The organism is Candidatus Enterovibrio escicola, from assembly GCF_002464935.1.
Taxonomy (GTDB): domain Bacteria; phylum Pseudomonadota; class Gammaproteobacteria; order Enterobacterales; family Vibrionaceae; genus Enterovibrio; species Enterovibrio escicola.
This window is the reverse complement of record NZ_NBYY01000029.1, coordinates 1-24,561: the sequence shown is the minus strand read 5'-3', so window position 1 is coordinate 24,561 and position 24,561 is coordinate 1. Positions and strand designations below refer to the sequence as shown.

Here is a 24,561-nt window from a genome sequence, read left to right as displayed (position 1 = left end):
TTCTGTGTCATCAACATTTGTTGTTACCTTTACTTCATTTAACCATCTCCTCAAACCCGAGATGCAGTGGAATATGTAAAGTGTGATAAACCTGTAGTTTAGATGAATAAACAAAGGCAATCCCTATCGGCCTCACCTGACGGTGAGTGAGGTAAGAAAAAAGCGGAACTAGGACATATTTCATGAGTTTTAACATCCTCGTGTAACTAACTAATTCAGGAAATTTGTTGGTGAGGTAGCGATAAACAAAGTAGATGTAATAGGTTTTGAAGTCTTGATATCCTGATTGATGGAAAGCTATCACTATAGTCATCATTTCGCTAACTGAGAGGCGAGAAAGCTTGTGTGTTTGTTTGATACCTGAAGAAATTAAGTATTTTTTCCATGCAGGAAGGAAGGTTTGGCAGAAGTCGTCGATATCGCCAAAATGGCGTCTAAGTTATTCATGCACAAATCCTTGTGCAGTCAATAGGTTATTTCAAATAATCAGATCGCGACTCTGGCATTTATTTTATTTCTTATGCGCAGCTCAGGTTATTTAGTTATATAGGGTGATTGTCTTGTTGCAATGAACTGGCGTTATTAAAGCAGGAAAGTTCTATTTTAGATATTTTTATCCCTGTTTGGTAAGGATACCCACTTTGCATTGTTCTTTGGTTGAAGTAGAATTAGAAATATTAGTACATCGACTTGTACTTCAAAAATAATTAGAATCGCAGTTAAGGAAACTGCAACATCAAGTAAGAGGGGTATAAATAGTAGACTGTTGAACCTGTGTTCAATAAGATGTTCTTCTGTGTAGAAGAACTATATCTTTATGGTGACAACTCCAGTTAAAAAATATGATACCTGTAGTAGTGGACACTAGGACTAACTAGTAGCCAATATGAACGGAGGGTTTTTTAACTTATTGGATATAGAGTGAAATTTCTGGGATAGGGAATACGATGTTACCAGCACTCACCCATAGACATACGCTTGATCCAATAGCGGTGCTATATTTAGACACAATTAGGGAAAGAGGTTTTCACGGAGATATTGAAACCTGTTATGCCAGTCGACTTGCTGTTGCAACGGATAACTCTGTTTACCAACTTTTGCCACAAGCTGTGGTCTTCCCCACCTCAACACAAGATTTGGCTCTGCTTGGAAAAGTATCACTAGATAGTAGATTTATCACTATTCGTTTTGCTGCTAGGGGCGGTGGTACAGGCACAAACGGTCAATCACTTACGCAATACCTTGTGGTGGACGTGTCTCGCCACATGCGAAAAGTATTGGAAATTAATCCAGACGGGGCGTGGGTACGAGTTCAAGCTGGTGTTGTGAAAGATGCTCTGAATGAAGCACTTCATCCGTACGGTTTCTTTTTCTCACCTGATCTCTCCACCAGTAACCGTGCTACAGTGGGGGGTATGATCAGCACCGACGCATCAGGACAAGGCTCATTACGTTACGGAAAAACGTCTGACCATGTTTTGTCACTGAAAGCAGTGCTTGCTGATGGTTCAGAGTTGGATACAGAAACGCTAAGTTATGACGATATTAATGTCTTAGAAAGAAATGATTATGCGGGAATTGCGCTTAAAACTGTTGCTAATATTTGTCGTAACAAACGTGTGGAGATCGAAGATAAGTTTCCTCAACTCAATCGTTTCCTGACGGGTTATGATCTTAAGAATGCTTATAACCCAGAGCAAGAAACTTTTGATATAGCACGGGTGCTTTGTGGTGCAGAAGGATCATTAGGTTTTATTGCTGAAGCTAAGCTGAATATTACGCCCATTCCAAAGGTCCGTACTTTAGTTAATATCAAATACAATAGCTTTGACTCTGCATTAAGAAATGCGACTGTACTGGTTGAAGCAAACGCACTTTCTATTGAAACTATTGATTCCAGAGTCTTGCATTTAGCTCGTAAAGATATCGTTTGGAATACTGTAAAATATCTTCTCACTGATGTGCCGGATAAAGATATGCAGGGCATCAATTTGGTGGAGTTTGCTGGTGATGATGCCGTGGCAGTCTCTGCACAAGTCGAGTCACTATGCGAACGTTTAGATACCTTATTGGCCACTGAAGATCAGGGTGTTATTGGTTATCAGGTCTGCGATGATATAACCTATATCAATTGTCTCTATGGGATGCGTAAAAAAGCCGTCGGTCTCCTTGGTGCTACTAGAGGGGCAGCGAGGCCTGTTGCATTTACGGAAGACACGTGCGTACCTCCAGAAAAACTGGCTGACTATATCGTTGAGTTTCGTGCACTGCTTGATAGCCATAATCTGGATTATGGCATGTTTGGTCATGTGGATGCGGGGGTGCTTCATGTTCGTCCTGCATTGGATCTATGCGATCCCGATCAAGAGCATCTAATGAGGAAATTATCGGACAGTGTAGTTGTATTGGTGGCAAAATATGGTGGATTGATGTGGGGTGAACATGGAAAAGGTTTCCGCTCTGAATACGGCCGAGCATTTTTTGGTGAAGTGCTTTTCGATGAACTTCGAAAAGTAAAAGCAGCATTCGATCCAGAAAACCGCATGAATCCTGGAAAAATTTGTACGCCATTCGGTAGCAATGATGAATTGGTAAAGGTGGACGGGGAAAAAAGAGGTACGTTCGACCGGCAAATCCCGATTGCTACTCGTAACAGCTTCAGCCAAGTGATGGAATGTAACGGCAATGGTTTGTGTTTTGACTACGATACAAGTTCGCCTATGTGTCCTTCGATGAAGATCAGCTACGACCGACGCCATTCGCCAAAGGGTCGATCGGATATTGTCCGTGAATGGCTACGTTTATTGTCCGACCTAGATTTCGATCCGATAGCTCTTGAAAAGGAAATTATGGGAAAAGGATCGTCACTCTTTCAGATATTTCCTAGGTTTAAGAATACTTGGTTGGCGAAAAAGGGAGAATACGATTTTTCCCATGAAGTTATGGAAGCCATGAATGGGTGTTTGGCGTGTAAGGCCTGTGCGACACAATGTCCAATCAAAGTAGATGTGCCAAGCTTTCGTTCACGTTTTATTAATCTTTACTATAGTCGCTATCAGCGACCTGCTAAAGACTATTTGGTTGCAAATATCGAAACCTTGTTACCTTGGATGGCAAAAGTGCCAGTACTCATTAATGCTATGACTCAATCAGAATGGGTCAAAGTAGTCACTAAAAAGATGGTAGGGTATGTTGATACGCCTTCCTTGTCTGTACCAACTCTGATGGAATCATTGTGTGGACACAATGCCACTACGTTTAACCTCCTGTGGTTGCAAACGTTTAGTGAATTAGAGCGAGAACGATATGTATTGATCATGCAGGATCCTTTCACCAGTTTTTATGAATCTCCTTTGATTCTTGATCTTATTAGTTTGATTGAAAAACTGGGTAAGAAACCACTATTGTTGCCATTCAAACCGAACGGTAAAGCGCAACACATCAAAGGTTTCTTAAAAAAATTCACTAATACAGCATTAAATACCTCAAAATTTCTTAACCAAGTAGCTGATCTAGGTGTACCCATAATAGGAGTTGATCCTGCATTAGTTCTTTGCTATCGCGATGAATATAATGAAATACTTGGTGATAAACGCGGTAATTTTCAGGTATTAACAGCCCATGAATGGTTGCTGGGTGAAATACAACATCACCCAAAAAAGAAAAGTGTAGATACTGACGTGTGGTATCTTTTTTCGCATTGTACAGAAAAAACTAGGTTACCAAATGCTGAAGCTGAGTGGGGTAAGATATTCAAACACTTTGGTGGAAAACTAGAGGTCATCACTGTAGGTTGCTGTGGTATGGCAGGTACCTTTGGTCATGAATCTGATAAAGTAGAAAACTCAAAAGGAATTTATGGATTAAGTTGGAAACCTAGGCTGAAATTACTACCCCATTCGCGTTGTATGGCGACGGGGTATTCGTGTCGAAGTCAAGTCAATCGGATAGAACAAAAAGATCTACGGCATCCGGTTCAGATCTTATTAGAACTAGTATAAATTCCATGGAATGGGAGGTATTAATTTAAGCAAAATAGAACTTTAAATTTCCTTGTTATATATCAATAGTTAGATTAACCTGAGCTGCATATAAGAAATGAACTAAATGCTAAACTCACGATCTGATCGTTTAAAAAACTATCGATTGAATGAGGACTTGGCATGAATAACTTAGACGCTATTTTTGTCGATATTAACGCCTTCTGCCAAACTTTCCTCCCTGCATGGGAAAAATACATCCTTTCTTCCGGTTTCAAATAAAAAAATAAACCTTCTCGCCTCTCCGTGAGCGAAATGATGATGATAGTGATAGCTTTCCCTCAATCAGGATATTGAGACTTTAAAACCTATTACATCTACTTTGTTTGCTTTTGTCTCACCATTAATTTCCTGAATTAGTCAGCTACACGAAAATATTTAAGCTCATGCAAGGTGGTCTGGTTCCGTTTTGCTCTTACCTCACTCACCGTCAGGCAAGGCCAACAGGGATTGCCTTCGTTGATTCATCTAAGCTACAGCTTTACCACAACCTATGCATTTTCAGACATCATGTTTTTAAAGGTACCTCGAAGAGAGGAAAAGGAACGATGGGGTAATTCTACGGCTTAAATTTACACCTTATTGTCAATGACCAAGGTAGCATTATTTCAGTCAAAGTGACGAAGACTAACGTGAATGATAGAAAGCCTGTGTCGGAAATGGTTGACGAGCATTTGGAGTGTTTATACGGAGACAAAGGTTATATCTCTGATCCATTGGAGCGGGAACTTGCAGACAAGGGAGTGATACTTATAATGGGTGTAAAAAACATGAAACCCAAAGTAATGAAACTTTGGAACCACTTGATGCTCCGGAAACGATTTATTATTGAAACCGTTTTTGACCTACTAAAAAATACATCCCAAATCGAGCATTCTAGGCACCGTAGTTGTATCAGATTTATGGCTAATTTGCGGGCGGGGTTCATCGCGTATTCATTTTAACCAAAGAGGCCGAGTATCAAAATGACTAGGTTTGATAAGCAATCTCTTATGCAGATCTGAGGTTACTTAACTTTTACAGTCTCCATACACTTACTAATGCAAGTGATGTAGGGAATTTCAGCGGGACATTCATCAACGTCAAAATCGAATTAGAAAAGCCTTTTAATCCATGAAGTTGAAGCTTAAAAATACCTTTCACCATCAGTGCCGTTTCAATCGAGGTGTCCGAAAGTATAAACCCACGGTCACTATGACCGTTATGCTTTAAACAATGCCATGCCTTCATGGCAGCGATGTTTATCCAAAAAGTGGTTATGTATTCAATAGGTTTTTCTTCGTGTAAAAAGATATGCTTTTTCAGGGTGATTATTATAACTACCGTTGACGTTAAAAGTCGTTTATGCCCGCAAACAAAAACGGTTTAAAGCCAGGGTATCGGCCTTGATAGACACTAACGTTATCTTTTCCAAGCCTATTACCTAATCTTCCAGCTTGAAGATACATACATGACTTGTCAGGCGGGGCTAAAAGAATAAATTGTTGAACTTTCTATGAATAATTCTGGTATTAGTCACTCCTCTCGAGTGCTACACATTAGCATTAATGGGGTTGTCAGAGTTTTAAAAAACTTACACAAAGCTGTGTAATCACATTCCCTCTTGATGTACAGGAAGTGGTGCGTATCTGCGAAGTAGATGAGTAACGGTCTTTCGTAGGTAACAAAAATATCCCTCGCTGGCTTTTGTATGCTTGGGAGCCTCAATTTAAAAAATAATTGCTCACGAATTTTGGTGTCTTAGAAGAAAGATATTCTATTTATTTTTCAATTGGTTATCTATATTCAATGTTGCATTTCGGTGTACGGACGGTTTCAATGTATATGATATCTCTCCCGAGAATACATACATTCGTTAGCAAGCTCTATACACAACACATTGAGAGGAAAAATCAACCCTCTGTACACGCTTGAAAGGACTCAACCGAAAAACGATTGGATACTCAAAATCAACGAAAATGCACAACAAAGTGATCGGTATATTCATTGAACGTGAGTATTACCTTTAAATCATAATCAATTCATTGAGTACAGGATCCGATTGCTTATATCCAAAATTATTGGAGTTGCAGATTGCGGTTAAGTGACAGGTGAAAAAGTACCATGATTATATACCACCTATGAGGTATAGCTTCCCAATCTCTAGATGAGACAACACAGTCAATTAGTTACTCCTGATCTGGAAATTGCTTGAGAAACGTTTCTACTTTATCCACCATGTTGGGGGAACCAACAAAAAAAGGAACGCGTTGATGGAGTTCTGTCGGTTGGATATCTAGGATGCGTTGCCTACCGTCTGAAGCAGTCCCTCCCGCTTGTTCAATAATGAAAGACATCGGATTACACTCATAGAGAAGACGTAATTTCCCGTTTGGGTACACGGCGGTGCTTGGGTATAAGTAAATACCCCCTTTAAGCATATTTCGGTGGAAATCAGACACCAATGAACCAATATAGCGTGAGATGTAGGGTCTATTTTCGTCTGGCACATATTTTTGACAGTATTTGAGGTATTTTTTCACGCCTAACGGAAACTTGATGTAGTTTCCTTCGTTGATAGAGTAAATATTGCCATTTTGTGGGATAATAATGCTTTCATGTGACAAACAGAATACGCCAATTGAGGGGTCGTAGGTAAAACCATGCACTCCATTTCCGGTAGTGTATACTAACATGGTGGATGATCCATAGATGATGTACCCTGCTGCGATTTGTTTGTTGCCTAGCTGGAGAAAGTCTTCAATCGTAGTAGGTTTTCCGATTGGTGATATCCGATGATATATGGAGAAGATGGTTCCGACAGAGACATTCACGTCAATGTTGGAAGACCCATCAAGGGGATCCATCAAAATCACGTATTTTGCGTTTCGGCCAAGCGCTTTCTCGAAATCTACCACATCATTTTCTTCTTCACTTGCTACACCACAAACTTGATCACGTGCGGCCATGGCAGATTTAAATTTCTCGTTAGCATAAACGTCAAGTTTTTGTTGTTGTTCGCCTTGTATGTTTTCGCTGCCAAAAGCGCCCGCAATATTGACGAGACCTGCTTTGTTGACTGCTTTATTGACGATTTTTGCTGCTAGTCTAATCGATGACAACAGTGAGCTTAGTTCGCCACTGGCATGTGGGTAGTCTTGCTGCTTTTCAATGATAAATTCGCCAAGTGTTCGTATATTATACATTTAAGAACCTTTTAATGTGGAGAACTATATACTTGGGTAAAATGATTGAAATCCATAGGTATATGTCGCAAGTGATAAACTGACATTTTACCAGAATTCGTTGGCTGATTCTTTGTATCACAGACATTGCATCCATAAGGTACGGGTGATGAATGAAGTCCTCCAATAACATTGGAACAAGAAGATATGAAATGAACTTAATAAGCTTATTATAGCGTTTATAATGTAGAACCTTTTATTTGTAACGAAGTTATTTATACGAGTTTGGAACTGTCATTGACGTGTACTGTAAATCGCACCACCGTCATTTTTCAAGGCTGATAACACGTGGTGAATACAAATATTGTAGAAATTCAGTTCCCATCTATGGATAGCAAGGCGATATTGACGAACCAACTTCACCTTAAAGGTAGGGGTTGTGATGTCAATGTTGATCGGTGCGGTTGTCAAATATTTGAACTAATCATAATTTCTACAATCAGAGCATCATGGAGTTAAGCTGGATATGATGATAAAAAGCCTGTATCGGAAACCGTTGACGAGCTTTGGGGTGTTTATATGGGTAGACAGGGAATTAGTAAATTATCCTACGCTAAGGGCTTGGCCAACGGTACTCTCCAGTTAATGCAATGTACTCCCAGACCAAGGGCGATATATGCTGAAGAAGCTTGTCATCAACCTCTATACCTTGTTTTCTAAGGGTTTCTACTGCTTTTTCCAAGTAGATTGTATTCCAAAGAACAATTGCCGCTGTGACTAGATTTAAGCCGCTGGCGCGGTAGCGCTGTTGCTCAAAACTACGGTCTCTAATTTCACCCAGTTGGTTAAAGAAAACGGCACGTGCAAGCGCATTACGAGCTTCACCTTTGTTTAAACCCACTTGGACTCGTCGTCTGAGCTTCGGACTTTGAATCCACTCCAGCATGAATAACGTACGCTCAAGCCGCCCAAACTCCCTTAGCGTGAGTGCTAGACCGTTTTGCCTCGGGTAACTTCCTAGCTTGCGCAAGATTAGAGACGCGGTCACAGATCCCTGTCTAATTGATGAGGCAAGCCTTAATATGTTATCCCAATAGTCTTCGATGAGTTTAATGTTGAGTTTCTGACCTATCATTGAAGACAATGCTGGAAGATCCTTTAAAATCGAGGCTGAAACAAATAGCCGCTTATCATTTAGATCTCTTATCCTTGGGGCAAAGCGAAAGCCAAGTAAATGGGTTAGCGCAAACACATGATCAGTAAACTCAGCCGTATCGGTATAGTGTTCCTCTATTCTGAGTTCAGACTCATGATAGAGAAGCCTGTCTAACACGTGGGTAGAATCACGTATTGCAGTGCTAATATTTTGAACATAGTTACGTTTCATCTCTGACATACTAGGCTTGAAGCCAAGCTAGCTTAGAATAAGTGGTGCCAGGGCAGGCCTCAGATATTTTTCTTAAACCTAAGTTAATAGTATCTGCTAAAACCGTAGTCAGTAGCGATGTTCTGTCGGGCGCTTCTTTGCCTGTTTTTAAGTGGTTAAACTGCTTCGTAAAGCCTGTCTACTGGTCAACCTCTGCCAACAAGTTAGTGATTTTAATGTGTGGCAAAAGCCCTACAATCTTTGAAGCTAGAAGTTCGGTCTCATACGGAACAAGGCGTTTGAGCGATGAGACCCGCAAACCACTTTCAGAGATTGAGGCATCCGGTAATTCGCCCTTAGAAGCTAAGTCATTGACAGTTCCTAAGTTTTTGTTGAGTGTCAATAATCGCTCCTCAAGATAGCTCTCGCATCGAGGATCAATACTAACAGGTAAGGAGCGGTTCTTTTCCAGATTACGATATTCTGCTAAAGGCATCATATAATCATCAAAGTCCTTGAATTGACGCGAACCGGTAATGTAAATATCCCCTGATCGTAATGCGGCTTTCAATTGAGTTAACGCGCATATTTCATAGTAGTGTCTGTCGATAAGACCGTTGGTTAATACCAACGGTTTCCAGCGTTTAAGAATAAATTTTAACGGGGCATTGCTCGGCACACTACGTGTGTTTCCATTATTCATCTGCTGTATTGTTTTTATTGCTTGCAGCAAATCAGAGGCTGATGGTGCCGCCTTTAAATTGAGAATATTCAACATGGCCGGTGTATAGCGCCGTAATGTTTGATAGCCGTCGGCTACAAAGTGCAAAACATCATAGTTGTTGCTAGTAGTAAGTTGTGTGGCCTTGCCAACGCTATTTTCAAACTGGCTCCAGGGCATTACATTTTCTATTGCATCAAATGGGTTCATCCCTTCCCGTTTAGCCGTGATCAGCGCTTGCCCTATTTTCTGGAACTGATTGAGCTGGTGATGAATATCTTTTGACGACTGCTGTAGCTTCTCTGTTTGCGTTCGTTTTGCTTTATTGAAAATCTGGTTAATAAAGCGATCATGTAAATCTACTATCTGATCTATCAGGGTTGCGCGAGCCTCAACTGCAATTGCAGCTAACGTGGCATAGCGTCTGTTCGATTCGAATTTTGACAAATCCTTAGTCGTCATCTTCCCTCCCTCACGGGAGATTTTTAACAATCGATTTTGATGTATAAGTCGGCCTAAGCCATCAGGCAAATCAAGACCTTCAACGACGGAAAGTCGTTCTATGTGTAATAAGATATATTTTGTATTTGCCTTCAATGGAGGTTGGCGCAGCCAGACTAATGTCGAAGTATGAGTTTTATCATGATGATCTAATAAACTGTTTAATGCTGTTTTTTGATTTTTAGTCAGTGCATTTGTAAGTGTCGAATAAACCCGCTTGCGTCCAGCAGTTAATGATTTAATACAAACACGCTCAATGACCGAAATCGAGGAAACCAAAACTCCCTCTTGGCAAAGCCAAATAACCATGTCTCTAGCCAGTTCTATGCCTTTATCAGTTCGAGTTGCTAGCTCTGTTAAGTATTCAGTCACTCTTTCTCGGAGAACTGTTGTAAATGGAGTTAAATCGAAAAATTCATATAATTCCTTAAAGTGCTCCCATCGAGTCGTTGGTCGTTCACTGTAATCGTGCCACTTACTCACATCGATCTTAAGATTCTTGGCCACCATCGTAACTAAATTTGCGTTAGGCATTACACCAACTTCGATTACTGCACCAGTGTAATCGAGATAACAAAGCTGAAGGGCAAACCCAAGTTTGTTTGCATCACCTCGTCGTTTATCGATGAGATCTTTTTCTTTCTGTGTGAATGACGTTAACCGAATTAGCGTTGATTCATCGCCCGGAATACTTTTTAGCTCCTCACGCTCTAGTTGAGTTAACAATGGTTGTTTGCGCGTTGCACAAATATATTGCAAAATAAAAATAAATGGCAACAGGTTATCGCAACAATGAAATGTGGTTACGTACGAATATCAACTCAAGATCAAGACACCCAAGTACAGGTAGCAGCGCTCAAGAGCGCTGGGTGCAAACTGGTCTTCGAGGAACAAGCCTCTGGCGGCCGCTGGGATCGACCTGAGTTACAGCGTCTGCTTGAGCAATTGCGCCTCGGCGATACGGTGGTAGTTTGGAAACTAGACCGACTATCGCGGTCGTTAAAAGATTTACTAACGATCTTAGAAAAAATAGAAATTGCTGGAGCGACCTTTTTGAGTCTCATAGAATCAATCGATACCTCAGCCCCTGCTGGACGTATGATGATGCAGATAGTGGGTTCGTTTGCTGAATTTGAACGAGCTATGCTTCGAGAACGTACAAAAAATGGTCTAGATGCCGCCAGAAAAGAAGGGCGAGTTGGTGGGCGTCGGCCGAAACTAACCAAAAAACAGCAAGACGAAATAGTCTCATTGGTTACGTCTGGTAAAAAAACAGGCGCTGATGCGGCCAGGTTGTTTCAAGTACATCCGTCTACAGTTAGTCGTTTTTTAGCAAAAGACAAATAAATTTTACCTGTACCATCCCCGAACTTTTAAAAAAGCTAGGTTTTAAGGTTGGCGATTGAAGAGAAAGTACGTGTTATTTTGTGTCTTTAAATCCTTAATGTAGGATAATTTACTAATTCCCTGTCTACCCCTTATACGGAGATAAAGATTATATCTCTGGTCCATTGGAGAGGGAACGTGCAGATAAGGGAGTGACACTGATAACGGGTGTGAAAAAATATGAAACCCAAAGTAATGAAACTTTGGAACCGCTTGATGCTCCGGAAACGATTTATTATTGAAACCGTTTTTGACCTACTAAAAAACATATTCCAAATCAAGCATTTACGGCACCGTAGTTATGTCAACTTACTGTCGGGGCTTATCGCGTATTCATTTCAAGTAAAGAAGCCGAGCATTAAGATGACTAAGTTTGATAAGCAAGCGCTTATGCAGATCTTAGGTTAATTACAATGCTCAAGTTGGTGAAGCGATGAATAAGGTTATAAGACGCGATATGCCTATTCGCCAGCAGATACATTAGGACTGTAGAAAACACTGAGAGCAGTGCATTATAGGCCTAATTTAATCAACAACGCCGACCAAAAGTGCTATAATATACCAGATTTCATTGATAAGTATCTCAGTCTCCTTCCCTTTCTAAAGGGGGCATAAATCTCACTCTTGAGTTAACTGTTGGTAAAGGCTATTGTATTCATTAATAACAACCTTGTGTTTATCTGTGATAGCAGACCTAAATCTTTTAATCAGCTAACTCACTTATCAAATTTTTAGTTTGTTGCGCTTATTTCATTTCCCTGCCCTACATAACAACCCAAGACAGTCGCACGATTAACTGACATAATCTTTCCTAAAATTTAACTTTGACCACTGAAGCTGTATGTACAATGTCAATGAAATATTTGAGAGCATTCAAGGTGAAGGAATCTTCACAGGTGTCCCTTCTGTGTTTATCCGCCTACAAGGTTGTCCTGTAGGTTGTCCTTGGTGTGATACCCGACACACATGGGGTGCCTTGCCTACTGACGAACGTAACTTTGAAACTATTATTTCAAAAACGAATGATAACTCGCTATGGGCTTCTATCAACGCTGACATCATTGCGTTATACGTAGAGCAGAATTACTCTTCAAAGCACGTTGTCATCTCCGGCGGAGAACCGTGTATTTATAACTTGCAACCACTCACTTGGCGTCTTGAGTCATCGGGATACCGTTGCCAAATTGAAACTAGTGGCACCTATCCAGTAAAAAGCAGTAAGGATACTTGGGTTACAGTTTCACCTAAAATCAACATGCGAGGGAAATTGCCAGTATTAAAATGCGTATTGCAGCGGGCAAACGAAATCAAACATCCTGTAGCAACAGAGAGTGATATCGAGAAACTCGATACCCTTCTAGATGGTATTACGTTACTCGATTCGATAGAAATTACCTTGCAACCCATCAATCAGAAATCGCGGGCGACTGCCCTGTGTATTAAAACCTGTATCAAACGTAATTGGCGCTTGTCCATTCAAATACATAAGTATTTGAATATTATATAAGGGAATGCATGTAATAAGTTATGCTATGTATAGAACGTCCGTTTTTTATGGTGACAGTTCTTATTAGAAAGAGTTATATTTAAAGTGATTAATACCAAGACACACCTTAGTCCGTTGCCATCCATAATGATTGAGCTTAGAACTTATTGGATATATAATCTTACTATAAGATCAGGGGTATGTAACAACGTGCGTCAGATGATTATTCGCCGATATAAATACAGCCTGCAGTACAGGTCTCTCTTATCATCACCTTACTCAAACAGGGCAGTTTTGGTTTGAGTTCATCCCAGATCCACTTTGCTAATACTTCACTGGTTGGGTTTTCCAACCCACTAATATCATTAAGATAGTAATGATCAAGCCTATCTAGGAGAGGCTTAAAAGCCTCTTTAATTTCCGAAAAATCAATAATCCATCCCGTATATGGGATAACATCACCAGCAACATAGATACGCACGAAAAATGAGTGTCCATGCAACCGACCACATTTATGTCCTTTTGGAACATGTGGTAATAAATGGGCGGCTTCAAACATAAATTCTTTAAATAGTTCAGTTTGCATATATACATTCCTATGAGCAAATATTACTGCGATCAGAGTTTATACAATGTGATGCTACCCAATATTGTCTTCAAGCTCAAACTGAATCATCCGGTACAGCGTTTATCATTTTACAAGCAATGTGAAAATGCATATTTCCACAAAAATCTCAAACAAACAGTACGAACTTTAAACAGTTTAATGGATTGTTATTATAACAACTGAATCTATCCATTAGACTAGCATCTAATAACAAATCTTGAAGATTAACGGTATCTAGGTAAAATTGTTAGTTAAAATGCGAATTATTTTTCCCTATGACCCTATGATGAACATGGGGCAATTTTTAACGGAGTTAGATGCAAATTATGAACTATATGCCCGTAGCAGACGTGCTGCACGGCAAAACGGCAGTTGGCGTTGAAGTTACTGTCCGTGGCTGGGTGCGCTCCCGTCGTGATTCAAAAGCCGGTATCTCTTTTATTGCGGTTTATGATGGCTCTTGTTTTGAACCTATTCAGGTAGTTGTTCCTCGTGAGCTTAATAATTACAAAGAAGAAGTGCTACGTTTGACCACAGGTTGCTCTGTCGAAGTTACTGGGAAAGTTGTAGGAAGTCTAGGCCAAGGCCAAGCCTCCGAACTACAAGTAACTTGTATAAAAGTCGTTGGTTGGGTGGTCGATACTGACACCTACCCAATGGCGAAAACTCGTCATTCTATCGAATACTTGCGTGAAGTGGCGCACCTACGTCCACGTACTAATGTAATAGGTGCAGTAGCACGAGTGCGTAACTGTATGTATCAAGCTATTCACCGTTTCTTTTATGAGCATGGTTATATCTGGGTATCTGCACCATTGATCACTGCATCTGATACCGAAGGGGTCGGTGAAATGTTCCGTGTGTCAACACTAGATTTTGAAAATCTACCTCTTACCAGCAAAGGGACTGTTGACTACAACGAAGATTTCTTTGGTAAAGAAACCTTCCTAACTGTTTCTGGTCAGCTAAATGCAGAAGCATACGCATGTGCCCTGAGTAAGGTTTACACCTTCGGTCCAACGTTCCGAGCGGAAAATTCAAACACCAGCCGCCATCTGGCAGAATTTTGGATGGTTGAACCAGAACTTGCATTCGCAGATCTAAACGACATTGCTAAGCTGGCAGAACACATGCTAAAATATGTATTCAATTCGGTACTACAACAACGTTGTGATGACCTTGAATTTTTTTCTCAGCGTATCGACAAAGATATAATTAGACGTCTTCAAAAGTTTATTGAGTCTGATTTTGCACAAATAGACTACACAGATGCGATTAAAATACTGAAAAATTCTGGGCGTGAATTCAAATTCCCTGTTAATTGGGGTATTGATCTGTCTTCTGAGCATGAACGTTATCTTGCAGAAGAATATTTTAAAGCACCGGTTGTAGTAAAAAATTTTCCGAAAGACATAAAAGCGTTCTATATGCGCATGAATGATGACTGTAAAACTGTTGCAGGGATGGACGTCCTTGCTCCTAGTATCGGTGAAATTATCGGGGGTTCTCAGCGTGAAGAACGTTTAGAAAGTCTAGACGCACGTATGCGTGAGAGAGGCATCGAGGCAGAGCACATCAACTGGTACCGCGATCTGCGTCGTTATGGTACCGTACCGCATGCTGGCTTTGGCTTGGGATTTGATCGTTTGGTCACTTATGTCACCGGAATGGGCAACATCCGTGATGTTATCCCATTCCCACGCTCACCACGTAGCGCAAATTTCTAAATCTAGATTTATAGTTCTAAAGAGGCCGTAGATGTGCGGCCCCTTTCTTATATGCTATTTAATTAACTTTAGATCTGCATAAGCGCTTGCTTATCAAGCCGAGTTCTCTTGATGCTCGATTTTTTACTTGAAGTGAATACGCAATAAGCCCACCCGCAAGTTGACCATAAAGCTAATACAATTAAGGTATCGAGAATGCTCGATTTGGGATATATCTTTTAGTTGGTCAAAATCGGTTTCAATAATAAATAATTTCTGGAGCATTAGGCGGTCCCAAAGTTTCATTACTTTTGGTTTCATATTTTCTTTCACACCCGTTATCAGTGTCACTCCCTTGTCTGCATTCTCCCGATGCAATGGATTAGATATATAACCTTTGTCTCCGTATAAACACCCCCAAAGTTCGTTAGCCATTTCCGATATAGGCTTTCTATCATCCATGTTAGCCGTCGTCACTTTAACTAAGATAATGCACCTTAGTTATTGATAATAAGGTGTAATTTGAAGCTGCAGAACCGTAAGCGTTGACCAGAGGTAGCTTGACTAGGTGTTTATGAGATTAAACACGTCGGGATAGGATTGTTTGCGGATCACTGATGATACTACATCGCTAATGACATTCAATCCAGACAGCCCACGTTTCTTACAGGCTTCCATCACGGACAGAACACGTGAACGGAACTGTTCTCCTAAGTGAGAGCTGGTACCGAAGCAGATTGATGACGCTGCTCCGAATACATCGCTCAGTTTCATCATTGGTCAACAGTATTTCTTCATGATGAAGGAACACTCAGAGTCCCTGTTCGTACTTCAAGATATAGGAACATCTTCCAGTATACCGAGATGTTGGGACTTGTTCGCCTTTTTTAGCTAAGCCGAAAGGTTTTTTCTAAGACGAGACATTTGTTGCCGCCACTCGACGTCGGTAATCTTTCCTTGCTCAGAGTGGTGCTAAATTCGGAATACTGCATGGTAGAGTAGAACAAGACGTTTGCCAATATGAGACGTTAAACCTCTTATTTCTGTACTCCGCCATTTGTTGTAAATTGCGGGTGACATGTGCCAAACAGAACTGGTGGCGCGTAGAATCCAGTCAGTTATAACTACCACATTGGTTGGTTATCACTATCGCGTGGTACTGTTCATCCAGCATTGCTTTTGCTGTTTCCGCATTACGACGATAACGCATGGTTTGATATACCGCATGACTACCACTGAAGAGCCAGATCCATCGGGTAGCCGCTACCCCATTTCGTTTGTGCGTTATTTCATCTATATGAATAACAGCAGATTGTTTTACAGGGTGATGCAGAGCCTGCTGCAACAGCGTTAACATACTACTGACTCGTCCTTGGGTTTTACTAATCAGTTCGATAGAAAAATGCGTACCGTATTTATCCATAAGAAGGCGCTGTATTTTTCGAATACTCGGGTGATATTGACCAGATAAAACGGCAATGTGACTAAACAGCCGAGGATCTAATTGACCTGATGGGGCGTCATCGGGCAAATTGGTTTGGACGGTATGGTTACAGTGCTGGTACCGACCATGGAATAATTGAGATTCAGTAATATTCAAGGATACTTTGGGTAACTCAAAGATTTGATACCTATAGGTATACTCCGTATTCGGAACAGCATTCCCACCGCATTGAGTGCAGCAGGTCTCTAGCTAACAACACATAATGGAATCGGTCTTTTTGAGCTCGCTTGCAGGTCTTTTTTATCCCTTATGGCTAGGCTGATCGCCCACCTGATTTAGGCAGCGAGGGTGTTGAGCTTTTTTCGCGCGTCCTTCGCTGCTGGGGAGTTTGACGACGGAGAGCGTGATGAGTTCCGTGAACTAGAAAATAACCTATTTGCGTACTCAAGAAGCTATGTTCCATCGTTCACGGATAAGTGTGTTGGCTTGCTCGGAGCTCAATTGATCTACCGTGGGTGGTTCATTTTCAGAATGCTTCTTTTTTATAAAGACAGTTTGTTAGGCTGAGAAGGTCATTCAATAGGAAATTAGCAATTGGGAGATTATCATCACTTATTGCTTTTCAATGGGGACCGGTGAACGATTACGTAGAACCACCCAATCGTTCCTTTTCTTCATTTCGCGGTACCTTTAAAAACCTGATGTCTGAGAATGCGTCGATTGTAACAAACCTGTAGCTTGGATGAATCAACGAAGGCAATCCCTGTCGGCCTTGCCTGACGGTGAGTGAGGTAAGAGCAAAGTGGATCTAATAGGTTTTGAAGTCTTGATACCCGATTGATAGAAAGCTATTACTATCGTCATCACTTCGTTAATTGAAAGGTAAAAAAAGCTTGTTTCTTTGTTTGAAACCGGAAGAAATTAGGTGTTTTCCGATGCAGGGAGGAAAGTCTAGCAGAAGTCGTCGACATCGACGAACATAGCGTCTAGGTTATTAATGCCCAAGTTTTTATGCAGTTGATAGTTTTTTTTAACGATCAGATCGCTACTGGGGTATTTAGTTCCTTTCTTATGCTTAGCTCAGGTTAATTACCATGCCCTCCGATTTTCTAAGCTCAATTCTACTGAAATGTGCTGTACCAATATTGACTATTAAACGAAAGAACTTCTAATTTACTTCTATCACTGAGCTTGTTATTTCCTAAGATAACTCTAAATTTTCCGATCAGTAGTGAAAATTAGACTGATAAAATCATAGAGTAACGAAAGCTAATGAATGAATCAACGGATAAAATCGAAAATTCAAAATAATTCAGTTTTATTAAAATGAATCAAAATGGTATAAATAGGTAAAATTATTGTTAATAACACCATGGATGCATAAAAATGTTCGAGAAAATAAAGGCGGCTCCTGCCGACCAGATTCTAGGTCTTGCTGAAGAATTTAAGACAGATCCACGCACTGATAAGATTAACTTAGGTGTAGGTATTTACAAAGATGAATCTGGTTACACCCAAGTTTTAGCAACAGTAAAAAAAGCCGAAACTATTTTGCTAGAAAAAGAAACCACCAAGTCTTACCTAAGTATCCTTGGTATACCAGAGTATGGATTAGCAGTTCAAAAACTTTTATTCGGCGATAATACAACCCTTACCGACGACAAACGTATACAAATAGCACAAACACCAGGAGGTACAGGTGCCCTGCGTTTGGCCGCTGAATTTATTAAATGTCAACTTGGTTCAGCTAAAGTCTGGGTAAGTAACCCAACGTGGGTAAACCACAACGGCATATTTACAGCAGCCCATCTGGAAATAGCAGAATACTCCTACTACAACTCGGAAACCAAAGATATAGATTTTGTAGCAATGATGACCCATCTTGAAACTGCTAGCGCAGGTGATATTGTTCTGCTTCATGGTTGCTGCCATAACCCAACAGGTATTGACCCAAATAACGTACAATGGCAGAAGCTGGCAAATCTGTGTAATGAAAAGAACTTGCTACCAATGTTCGACTTAGCTTACCAAGGCTTTGCCTTCGGCCTTGAAGAAGACGTTGCTGGTCTCAGAATTTTCGCAAATACTTGCCCAGAATTACTGGTTGCTAGTTCTTTCTCTAAAAACTTTGGATTGTATAACGAACGAGTGGGTGCATTTACATTGATTGGTAGAAATGATCAAGAAGCAGCCACTGCATTCAGCCAAGTAAAAAGCATTGCACGGGTTATCTACTCAAATCCACCCGCACATGGAGCTGCTATTGTAACCAAAATTTTATGTGATGAAACTCTACGCACAGAGTGGGTACAAGAAGTCACAGACATGCGTCTCCGTATTAAAGCAATGCGTGAACTGTTTGTTACCACAATTCGAAGAGAGAGCGTTGGTACTGATTTCAGTTTCATGGGACGTCAGAACGGTATGTTCTCTTTCTTTGGCCTGAATAAAGGTCAAGTAACTCGCTTGAAAGATGAGTTTGGTATATACATCATTAATTCTGGTCGAATTAGCGTTGCAGGCATGACGCAATCTAACATGGATCTGCTGTGTAAAGCAATTGTAGCTGTAATATAATAACAACACATGAGTGAATCACTCTATTATAAACAACCAATTCCATGAAAAAATTCGGCACGAGACGCAGCATTCTTTTTGAATACACCACCCAGAGCAGTTGTAGTCGTTGCGCTTGTCGCATCCATTACACCACGTGCTTTCACACAAGAATGTGTTGCATTCACATGTACGGCAACATTATCCGTTTCCAGCAACGTTTGAAGAGCTACAAGGATTTGACGCGTCAAACGCTCTTGTATTTGAGGACGTTGAGCAAAGAAACGGACAATACGGTTTATCTTGGACAACCCAATAATTTTCTCCTTTGGAAGGTAAGCAACTGTACAGAACCCATCAATCGTAACGAGGTGGTGTTCACAAGTGCTTGTCACTGTAATATTCTTTACTCTTACCATTTCATCACAGCCCATTTTGTTCTCAATAACTGTAATTTTCGGAAAGTTAAAGTAATCTAATCCAGAAAACACCTCGTCCACGTACATTTTAGCAATACGTACTGGGGTTTCCATCAAACTGTCGTCATTCAAATCGAGATCGATAACCGACAGTATTTCCCGCATGTGGTACTCAATTATTTCTTTCTTTTCTGCTGGGGTCATCGTTGAGTTTGAATACATGGGTGTTTCAATGTCCTTCGCAATAAGTGCTGCGCGAACTAGGATGGCAAAATTGCTCAATGCTGTCATAGAAAAACCTCGGATCGTTGCAGTGTTGTTGTCTAATCAGATACTCGTTTTAAGGACAAGAGTCATTTTCTTTTAATCTCAGATTTTCGAAGGATAACGGTATTAGTAATAAAATTACACCTTGATTTGTATATCAGCTTTAGTTTGCCCGTAAAATTTGAGATAACACCTCCTTTCATTTACCGTGTTAAACATGATTGACTCAAAACTATGAGAATTTATTTATGGATTCCTGTAATACACTAGGACTGATGTCCATTTCAACTGCTCTTTCTATTCTTCTTAAAAAGACTAAATCACTAACACAAACAGAACAGGTCTCGTTAAGATATGCTCAAAACCGCATCACAGCAAAAGATATTATCTCGCCTATAAATGTACCACCTTTTTCCAATTCTGCTATGGATGGTTATGCCATTCGATGTGCTGACTTAGTCAATGATCAAGCCTTGTCAATCGCCGGTAAGTCGTTCGCGGGTATGCCGTTTGAAGGTAAATGGCCAAAAGGCTCTTGTATTCGCATCATGACGGGTGCTGCCATACCTATGGGTGCAGACGCCGTTATCATGCAAGAACAAACCAAGATAAAGGGTTATAACAACATAACATTTACAACCACACCCTTTGCTCAACAGAACATACGCCCCATGGGAAATGATGTAAAGGTGGGTGAGATCATCATTCCTAAAGGTACGCTGCTTACCCCTCTAAAAATACCTATGCTGGCAACATTAGGTATTGCCACTGTATCAGTTATTTGTAAGCCGAAAGTGGCTTTTTTTTCTACTGGAGATGAACTTCGTCAGGTTGGGGAAACACTAGGTAAAGGTGAAATATACGACAGTAATCGTTATACCATCCACGCAATACTTGATAAAATTAGTTGCGATACTATCGATCTTGGTACCATACCAGATTGTCTTGATCAACTTCACGATACCTTTTTACAAGCGGCAGATCTAGCTGATGTTATTATCACCACCGGTGGTGTCAGTGTAGGTGAAACTGATTTTATAAAGGATGCTCTTGGCCAAGAAAGTAAAATTGATTTCTGGAGAATCGCCATTAAACCTGGTAAGCCATTCGCATTTGGCACCGTAAAAGACACTCTTTTTTGTGGATTACCAGGTAATCCAATGGCTGTGTTAGTCACATTGCATGTTCTAGTTCAACCTCTACTAGCAAAACTGGGTGGATATACTCAATGGATCCCCACCATTAAATTGAAAGCCACAGCTGCAACACCCTTCAAAAAATCTCTAGGGCGAACTGACTATCAATGTGCAATCTATCATGTAGATTCAGACAATAAACTGTGGGTAGCCTCAACAGGCGATCAAAGCTCAGGAGCATTTAGCCGATTGTCCATAGCCAACTGTTTCATAATTTTGGAACAAAACCGCGGATACGTCAAGGTAAATGAAACAGTGACAATTGAACCGTTCAATGCTGTATTTGCTGTATTAAATTAAAGGGTAACCGTGGATATTCTTTCGTCCGAAGAAGAACTAAGATACAATCGACAAATCTCACTCAAGAAGTTTGATTTTTACGGTCAAGAAGCATTGAAGAAGAGCAGCACACTGATCCTAGGGCTAGGAGGATTAGGTTGCACTGCAAGTCAATACCTAGCAGCGGCAGGCGCTGGCACTCTGACACTCGTTGATAACGACTTTGTTGAGCTGTCTAATCTGCAGCGGCAGATATTGCATAACGACAGTACTATTGGCAAATTGAAAGTTGTATCTGCCGCGAAAGCATTGCGACAACTTAATCCGCATGTCCAAGTGAATATCATTGCGCAACGACTCGCCGACGAAGCACTGTCTACACTGATTGCTAAACATTCACTAGTGCTAGATTGCAGCGACAACATTGAAACACGGAATCAGCTCAATCGTCTCTGTTTTTCTCATAAAACCCCACTGGTAAATGGTGCTGTAATACGGTTGGAAGGGCAAGTATCCGTATTCACATATAGTAAAAATGAACCCTGCTACCGGTGCCTTAGCACTATGTTTGGAGATCAAGAATCGAACTGTACTGAGATGGGAATATTATCACCCGTGGTGGGTATCATCGGTGCAATGCAAGCACTTGAGGCAATCAAAGTCATCTCTCGTTTTAGCCCTCTACCTTCTGGTAAATTGATGATGTTTGATGCAATGGACAGTAAGTGGCATAGATTTACTATTCTTAAGAATGCATACTGTTCAGTATGCAATAACTGAAACATTCCCTCTTGTTATTCTAAGTCATATTATCAATATTGATACATATATAGGCGTTGTTTCCCCAAAGATCTTAACTAACCTAAGTTGTGCATAAGAACTGAACTAAATGTCAAAGTCGCGATCTGATCGTTTGAAAAAAACTATTAACTGCATTAAGGACTTGGGCATGAATAACTCAGAATGTTATTGTCGTCGATGTCGACAACTTCTGCCTGACCTTCTTCTCTATCATGGAAAAAACACCTAATTTCTTCCGGTGTCAAACAAAGAAACAAGCCTTTTTACCTCTCAGTTAGCGAAGTGATGACGATAGTGATATCTTTCCATCAATCTAGGTATCGAGATTTCAAAACCTACTACATCCACTTTATTTGCCGCTACCTCACCAACGAATTTTCTGAATTAACATCAGATCTGCATAAGCACTTGCTTATGCAGTCGATAGTTTTTTTCAAACGATCAGATCGCGACTTTGACATTTAGTTCATTTCTTATGTGCCGCTCAGGTTAGATTAGCTCAACAACGTTGATATCACAGCAAGCAAGTGACGCAATTAGAGACCATTGGGACATAAAATCCATGCATTGGATCTTGGAGGTGAGTATACAAGGAAAATTCTTTCCAGATTTAGCGCAAAAATACCACTGATAACTTGGCGGGTTTGAGGTACATGACCTTAAATATGTTGAAAACCAAGTCGAGCAAAATAGGCGTTCCCCTGAACTAAAATCTCTGTATGATAAACTCTGTATTTTTACAGAAAAATCACTAGCAAGCTTTACCTAAGTGACCAAAGAATGAAGATTCATACGAATACCCTATAATTAATACGTGACAGTCTTAAAAACTTATGTAAAATGCCAGTCCCTACCGCAGAGAAGTTTTACACTGTTAAGTGGGTGAGATAAGGCGTGTTGGCAGAATGGCTATGCAACGGATTGCAAATCCGTGTACCTCGGTTCGACTCCGTGACACGCCTCCATGGCGACACTAATTCAGCTGGTAAGGTGAGATCTTGCTAAGATTAAAGGACACGAACTCGCAACTCGTATCCCACTCTAAATTCTGGTCTTCGTCTCGATGGAGATTAATCCAGTTTAATTGTTATTGTACTAAAATGAATAAGTAGGGACGCGGGATGGAGCAGTCTGGTAGCTCATCGGGCTCATAACCCGAAGGTCGTCAGTTCAAATCTGGCTCCCGCAACCAAATTTATTTATTGGGGTCGCGATGAAAAATATGCGACACTAGCTCAGCTGGTAGAGCGCAACCTTGCCAAGGTTGAGGTCACGAGTTCGAACCTCGTGTGTCGCTCCAAATTTTAATTTACGTCTTGACAGCAAACGCAAATTAGTCAGGAGTCGATGTTATAGTACTAAAGTGAAGAAGTAGGGACGCGGGATGGAGCAGTCTGGTAGCTCGTCGGGCTCATAACCCGAAGGTCGTCAGTTCAAATCTGACTCCCGCAACCAAATTTATTTATTAGGCTCTCGATGAAAAATATGCGATACTAGCTCAGTTGGTAGAGCGCAACCTTGCCAAGGTTGAGGTCACGAGTTCGAACCTCGTGTGTCGCTCCAAATTTTAATTTACGTCTTGACAGCAAACGCAAATTAGTCAGGAGTCGATGTTATAGTACTAAAGTGAATAAGTAGGGACGCGGGATGGAGCAGTCTGGTAGCTCATCGGGCTCATAACCCGAAGGTCGTCAGTTCAAATCTGACTCCCGCAACCAAGTTTATTTATTGGGCTTACACTTAATAGTATGTGTGATCACCTCGGCTGCATAAAGTGTAATTCTACAAAGGTTGAGACAGACAAGATTCAACACCTGGTGTTGCTATAAATTTTAATGTTCAGGCTCTCTCAGGTTATATTTGGGAGTACGATGACATCGTACTTTAATTATAAGGACAAACGCGGGATGGAGCAGTTTGGTAGCTCGTCGGGCTCATAACCCGAAGGTCGTCAGTTCAAATCTGACTCCCGCAACCATATTAAGTTACCGATTGCATGCAGTGTAATCGCATAGAGCGAGTTTAGCTTGTAGTCTCGAAACAGCTATGATTGAATTCACACATTAGAAATATTCCCTCCCTCCACTTAGATCTTGGATAAGATATGAGAAATGGCTAAAGTGGTAACTAGGATATTACGAGGGTGGAAATCATCACAGTCGAATAGCGTAGCCCTGATGGTGAAATTGGTAGACACAAGGGATTTAAAATCCCTCGACGGAAAAGTTGTGCCGGTTCAAATCCGGCTCAGGGCACCATAAGTAACAAAGCGTTACAGGGTTACAGTGATGCTATCTTTGTCAGGTGTAATAGATTCCAGGTTAACTCTAAATTTTTGCAACTCTAAATTTTTGCTATGTTTAAAGTTTAAATCGATTACATAGGCTATGTACAGGTTGTCTTGATTCTTAGTCAACTTTAGTTCTGCATAAGTGCTTGCTTATCAAACCTAATCATCTTGATGATCGGCTTCTTTAGTTGAAATGAATACGCGATAAGCCCCACCAGCAAGTTAACTATAAAGTCAATACAACTATGGTGCCGAAAGTGCTTATTTCTTTGTTGGATACTGGAAGAAATTAGGTGTCCTTCCCAGACAAGAAGGAAAGTTTAGCAAAAGCC

The 24,561-nt window shown here is 40.7% G+C and carries 14 protein-coding genes, 8 tRNA genes and 7 pseudogenes; 19 read left to right on the top strand and 10 right to left on the bottom strand.

Annotation, left to right across the window (positions count from 1 at the left end; genetic code table 11):
- Nucleotides 1–34 precede the first annotated feature (34 nt).
- Nucleotides 35–313: a hypothetical protein gene (locus tag BTN49_RS16095; RefSeq protein ID WP_199399521.1), complete on the bottom strand. Its 279-nt coding sequence runs from the start codon at nt 311–313 to the stop codon at nt 35–37.
- A 634-nt stretch (nt 314–947) separates the two neighbouring features.
- Between BTN49_RS16095 and ydiJ the strand changes: the two genes are divergently transcribed.
- Together ydiJ and BTN49_RS16085 are read left to right on the top strand one after the other, a co-directional pair.
- The gene (ydiJ, locus tag BTN49_RS09650) at nt 948–4,001 is read left to right on the top strand and encodes a D-2-hydroxyglutarate dehydrogenase YdiJ (protein ID WP_097357011.1); all 3,054 of its coding nucleotides are present in this window, start codon (nt 948–950) and stop codon (nt 3,999–4,001) included.
- 162 nt (nt 4,002–4,163) lie between these two features.
- Nucleotides 4,164–4,984 (top strand): annotated as a pseudogene (locus tag BTN49_RS16085) (IS982 family transposase).
- Between the two features lie 73 nt (nt 4,985–5,057).
- Here the strand turns inward: BTN49_RS16085 and BTN49_RS09640 are convergent.
- The gene (locus BTN49_RS09640) at nt 5,058–5,285 is read right to left on the bottom strand and encodes a transposase (RefSeq protein ID WP_263363890.1); all 228 of its coding nucleotides are present in this window, start codon (nt 5,283–5,285) and stop codon (nt 5,058–5,060) included.
- 70 nt (nt 5,286–5,355) lie between these two features.
- On the opposite strand from BTN49_RS09640, the pseudogene BTN49_RS09635 reads away from it, so the two are divergent.
- Nucleotides 5,356–6,049, top strand: a pseudogene (locus BTN49_RS09635) (IS1 family transposase).
- A gap of 159 nt (nt 6,050–6,208) precedes the next feature.
- Here BTN49_RS09635 and fbp read toward each other — a convergent pair.
- A complete protein-coding gene (gene fbp, locus BTN49_RS09630; protein ID WP_097357009.1) occupies nt 6,209–7,225 on the bottom strand; it encodes a class 1 fructose-bisphosphatase in 1,017 nt (338 codons plus the stop codon).
- Between the two features lie 592 nt (nt 7,226–7,817).
- Nucleotides 7,818–10,542 (bottom strand): annotated as a pseudogene (locus BTN49_RS09625) (Tn3 family transposase).
- A gap of 3 nt (nt 10,543–10,545) precedes the next feature.
- On the opposite strand from BTN49_RS09625, the gene BTN49_RS09620 reads away from it, so the two are divergent.
- The 3 genes and pseudogenes from BTN49_RS09620 to queE all read left to right on the top strand — a co-directional run bounded on the left by BTN49_RS09620 (nt 10,546) and on the right by queE (nt 12,685).
- A complete protein-coding gene (locus tag BTN49_RS09620) occupies nt 10,546–11,139 on the top strand; it encodes a recombinase family protein (RefSeq protein ID WP_223823847.1) in 594 nt (197 codons plus the stop codon).
- A 131-nt stretch (nt 11,140–11,270) separates the two neighbouring features.
- A pseudogene (locus BTN49_RS19715) lies at nt 11,271–11,586 on the top strand (transposase); the annotation flags it as partial.
- 433 nt (nt 11,587–12,019) lie between these two features.
- The gene (queE, locus tag BTN49_RS09610) at nt 12,020–12,685 is read left to right on the top strand and encodes a 7-carboxy-7-deazaguanine synthase QueE (RefSeq protein ID WP_097357006.1); all 666 of its coding nucleotides are present in this window, start codon (nt 12,020–12,022) and stop codon (nt 12,683–12,685) included.
- Between the two features lie 202 nt (nt 12,686–12,887).
- On the opposite strand, the gene queD is transcribed toward queE, so the two are convergent.
- Nucleotides 12,888–13,250, bottom strand: coding sequence for a 6-carboxytetrahydropterin synthase QueD (gene queD / locus BTN49_RS09605; protein ID WP_097357005.1), 363 nt, complete (start codon nt 13,248–13,250; stop codon nt 12,888–12,890).
- 347 nt (nt 13,251–13,597) lie between these two features.
- Between queD and asnS the strand changes: the two genes are divergently transcribed.
- A complete protein-coding gene (asnS, locus tag BTN49_RS09600; RefSeq protein WP_097357024.1) occupies nt 13,598–14,998 on the top strand; it encodes an asparagine--tRNA ligase in 1,401 nt (466 codons plus the stop codon).
- A 68-nt stretch (nt 14,999–15,066) separates the two neighbouring features.
- On the opposite strand, the pseudogene BTN49_RS09595 reads toward asnS, so the two are convergent.
- From BTN49_RS09595 to BTN49_RS22500, 3 pseudogenes are all read right to left on the bottom strand, one after another.
- Nucleotides 15,067–15,513: pseudogene (locus BTN49_RS09595) on the bottom strand (transposase); the annotation flags it as partial.
- 28 nt (nt 15,514–15,541) lie between these two features.
- A pseudogene (tnpC, locus tag BTN49_RS09590) lies at nt 15,542–16,967 on the bottom strand (IS66 family transposase).
- Nucleotides 16,968–17,098: 131 nt separating this feature from the next.
- Nucleotides 17,099–17,420 (bottom strand): annotated as a pseudogene (locus tag BTN49_RS22500) (transposase); the annotation flags it as partial.
- Between the two features lie 387 nt (nt 17,421–17,807).
- On the opposite strand from BTN49_RS22500, the gene BTN49_RS09580 reads away from it, so the two are divergent.
- Nucleotides 17,808–18,998 carry an amino acid aminotransferase gene (locus tag BTN49_RS09580; protein WP_097357003.1) on the top strand — a complete coding sequence of 397 codons (1,191 nt, stop codon included), beginning with the start codon at nt 17,808–17,810 and terminating at the stop codon, nt 18,996–18,998.
- A 26-nt stretch (nt 18,999–19,024) separates the two neighbouring features.
- Here BTN49_RS09580 and folE read toward each other — a convergent pair whose 3' ends face one another.
- The gene (gene folE, locus BTN49_RS09575) at nt 19,025–19,687 is read right to left on the bottom strand and encodes a GTP cyclohydrolase I FolE (RefSeq protein ID WP_097357002.1); all 663 of its coding nucleotides are present in this window, start codon (nt 19,685–19,687) and stop codon (nt 19,025–19,027) included.
- 224 nt (nt 19,688–19,911) lie between these two features.
- Here folE and moeA point away from each other — a divergent pair, with 224 nt between their 5' ends.
- Nucleotides 19,912–21,159 (top strand): molybdopterin molybdotransferase MoeA, encoded by a 1,248-nt coding sequence (gene moeA, locus BTN49_RS09570; RefSeq protein ID WP_097357001.1) that lies wholly within the window; start codon nt 19,912–19,914, stop codon nt 21,157–21,159.
- A 9-nt stretch (nt 21,160–21,168) separates the two neighbouring features.
- On the top strand, nt 21,169–21,918 hold the full coding sequence (locus BTN49_RS09565; protein ID WP_097357000.1) for a molybdopterin-synthase adenylyltransferase MoeB: 750 nt from the start codon (nt 21,169–21,171) through the stop codon (nt 21,916–21,918).
- A 155-nt stretch (nt 21,919–22,073) separates the two neighbouring features.
- Here the strand turns inward: BTN49_RS09565 and BTN49_RS19350 are convergent, their stop codons facing one another.
- Entirely contained in the window at nt 22,074–22,196 is a 123-nt protein-coding gene (locus BTN49_RS19350; RefSeq protein ID WP_263363889.1) for a hypothetical protein, read from the bottom strand.
- Nucleotides 22,197–22,224: 28 nt separating this feature from the next.
- On the opposite strand from BTN49_RS19350, the gene BTN49_RS21130 reads away from it, so the two are divergent.
- The 9 genes from BTN49_RS21130 to BTN49_RS09525 all read left to right on the top strand — a co-directional run bounded on the left by BTN49_RS21130 (nt 22,225) and on the right by BTN49_RS09525 (nt 24,197).
- Nucleotides 22,225–22,404, top strand: coding sequence for a hypothetical protein (locus BTN49_RS21130; protein ID WP_146679349.1), 180 nt, complete (start codon nt 22,225–22,227; stop codon nt 22,402–22,404).
- A gap of 426 nt (nt 22,405–22,830) precedes the next feature.
- Nucleotides 22,831–22,904 (top strand) — tRNA-Cys (locus BTN49_RS09560).
- A gap of 150 nt (nt 22,905–23,054) precedes the next feature.
- Nucleotides 23,055–23,131: transfer RNA gene (locus BTN49_RS09555), tRNA-Met, on the top strand.
- A gap of 32 nt (nt 23,132–23,163) precedes the next feature.
- A tRNA-Gly gene (locus BTN49_RS09550) sits at nt 23,164–23,239 on the top strand.
- A 78-nt stretch (nt 23,240–23,317) separates the two neighbouring features.
- A tRNA-Met gene (locus BTN49_RS09545) sits at nt 23,318–23,394 on the top strand.
- A 32-nt stretch (nt 23,395–23,426) separates the two neighbouring features.
- Nucleotides 23,427–23,502: transfer RNA gene (locus BTN49_RS09540), tRNA-Gly, on the top strand.
- Between the two features lie 78 nt (nt 23,503–23,580).
- Nucleotides 23,581–23,657, top strand: a tRNA-Met gene (locus tag BTN49_RS09535).
- A gap of 183 nt (nt 23,658–23,840) precedes the next feature.
- Nucleotides 23,841–23,917 (top strand) — tRNA-Met (locus BTN49_RS09530).
- A 193-nt stretch (nt 23,918–24,110) separates the two neighbouring features.
- Nucleotides 24,111–24,197: transfer RNA gene (locus tag BTN49_RS09525), tRNA-Leu, on the top strand.
- The last annotated feature ends 364 nt before the right edge of the window (nt 24,198–24,561 follow it).

Coding starts and splice junctions, on each gene's coding strand:
- queD (WP_097357005.1), bottom strand. CDS start 13,250: ATGCAAACTGAACTATTTAAAGAATTTATGTTTGAAGCCGCCCATTTA.
- BTN49_RS09580 (WP_097357003.1), top strand. CDS start 17,808: ATGTTCGAGAAAATAAAGGCGGCTCCTGCCGACCAGATTCTAGGTCTT.
- fbp (WP_097357009.1), bottom strand. CDS start 7,225: ATGTATAATATACGAACACTTGGCGAATTTATCATTGAAAAGCAGCAA.
- folE (WP_097357002.1), bottom strand. CDS start 19,687: ATGACAGCATTGAGCAATTTTGCCATCCTAGTTCGCGCAGCACTTATT.
- queE (WP_097357006.1), top strand. CDS start 12,020: ATGTACAATGTCAATGAAATATTTGAGAGCATTCAAGGTGAAGGAATC.
- asnS (WP_097357024.1), top strand. CDS start 13,598: ATGAACTATATGCCCGTAGCAGACGTGCTGCACGGCAAAACGGCAGTT.
- BTN49_RS21130 (WP_146679349.1), top strand. CDS start 22,225: ATGACGATAGTGATATCTTTCCATCAATCTAGGTATCGAGATTTCAAA.
- moeA (WP_097357001.1), top strand. CDS start 19,912: ATGGATTCCTGTAATACACTAGGACTGATGTCCATTTCAACTGCTCTT.
- BTN49_RS16095 (WP_199399521.1), bottom strand. CDS start 313: ATGACTATAGTGATAGCTTTCCATCAATCAGGATATCAAGACTTCAAA.
- ydiJ (WP_097357011.1), top strand. CDS start 948: ATGTTACCAGCACTCACCCATAGACATACGCTTGATCCAATAGCGGTG.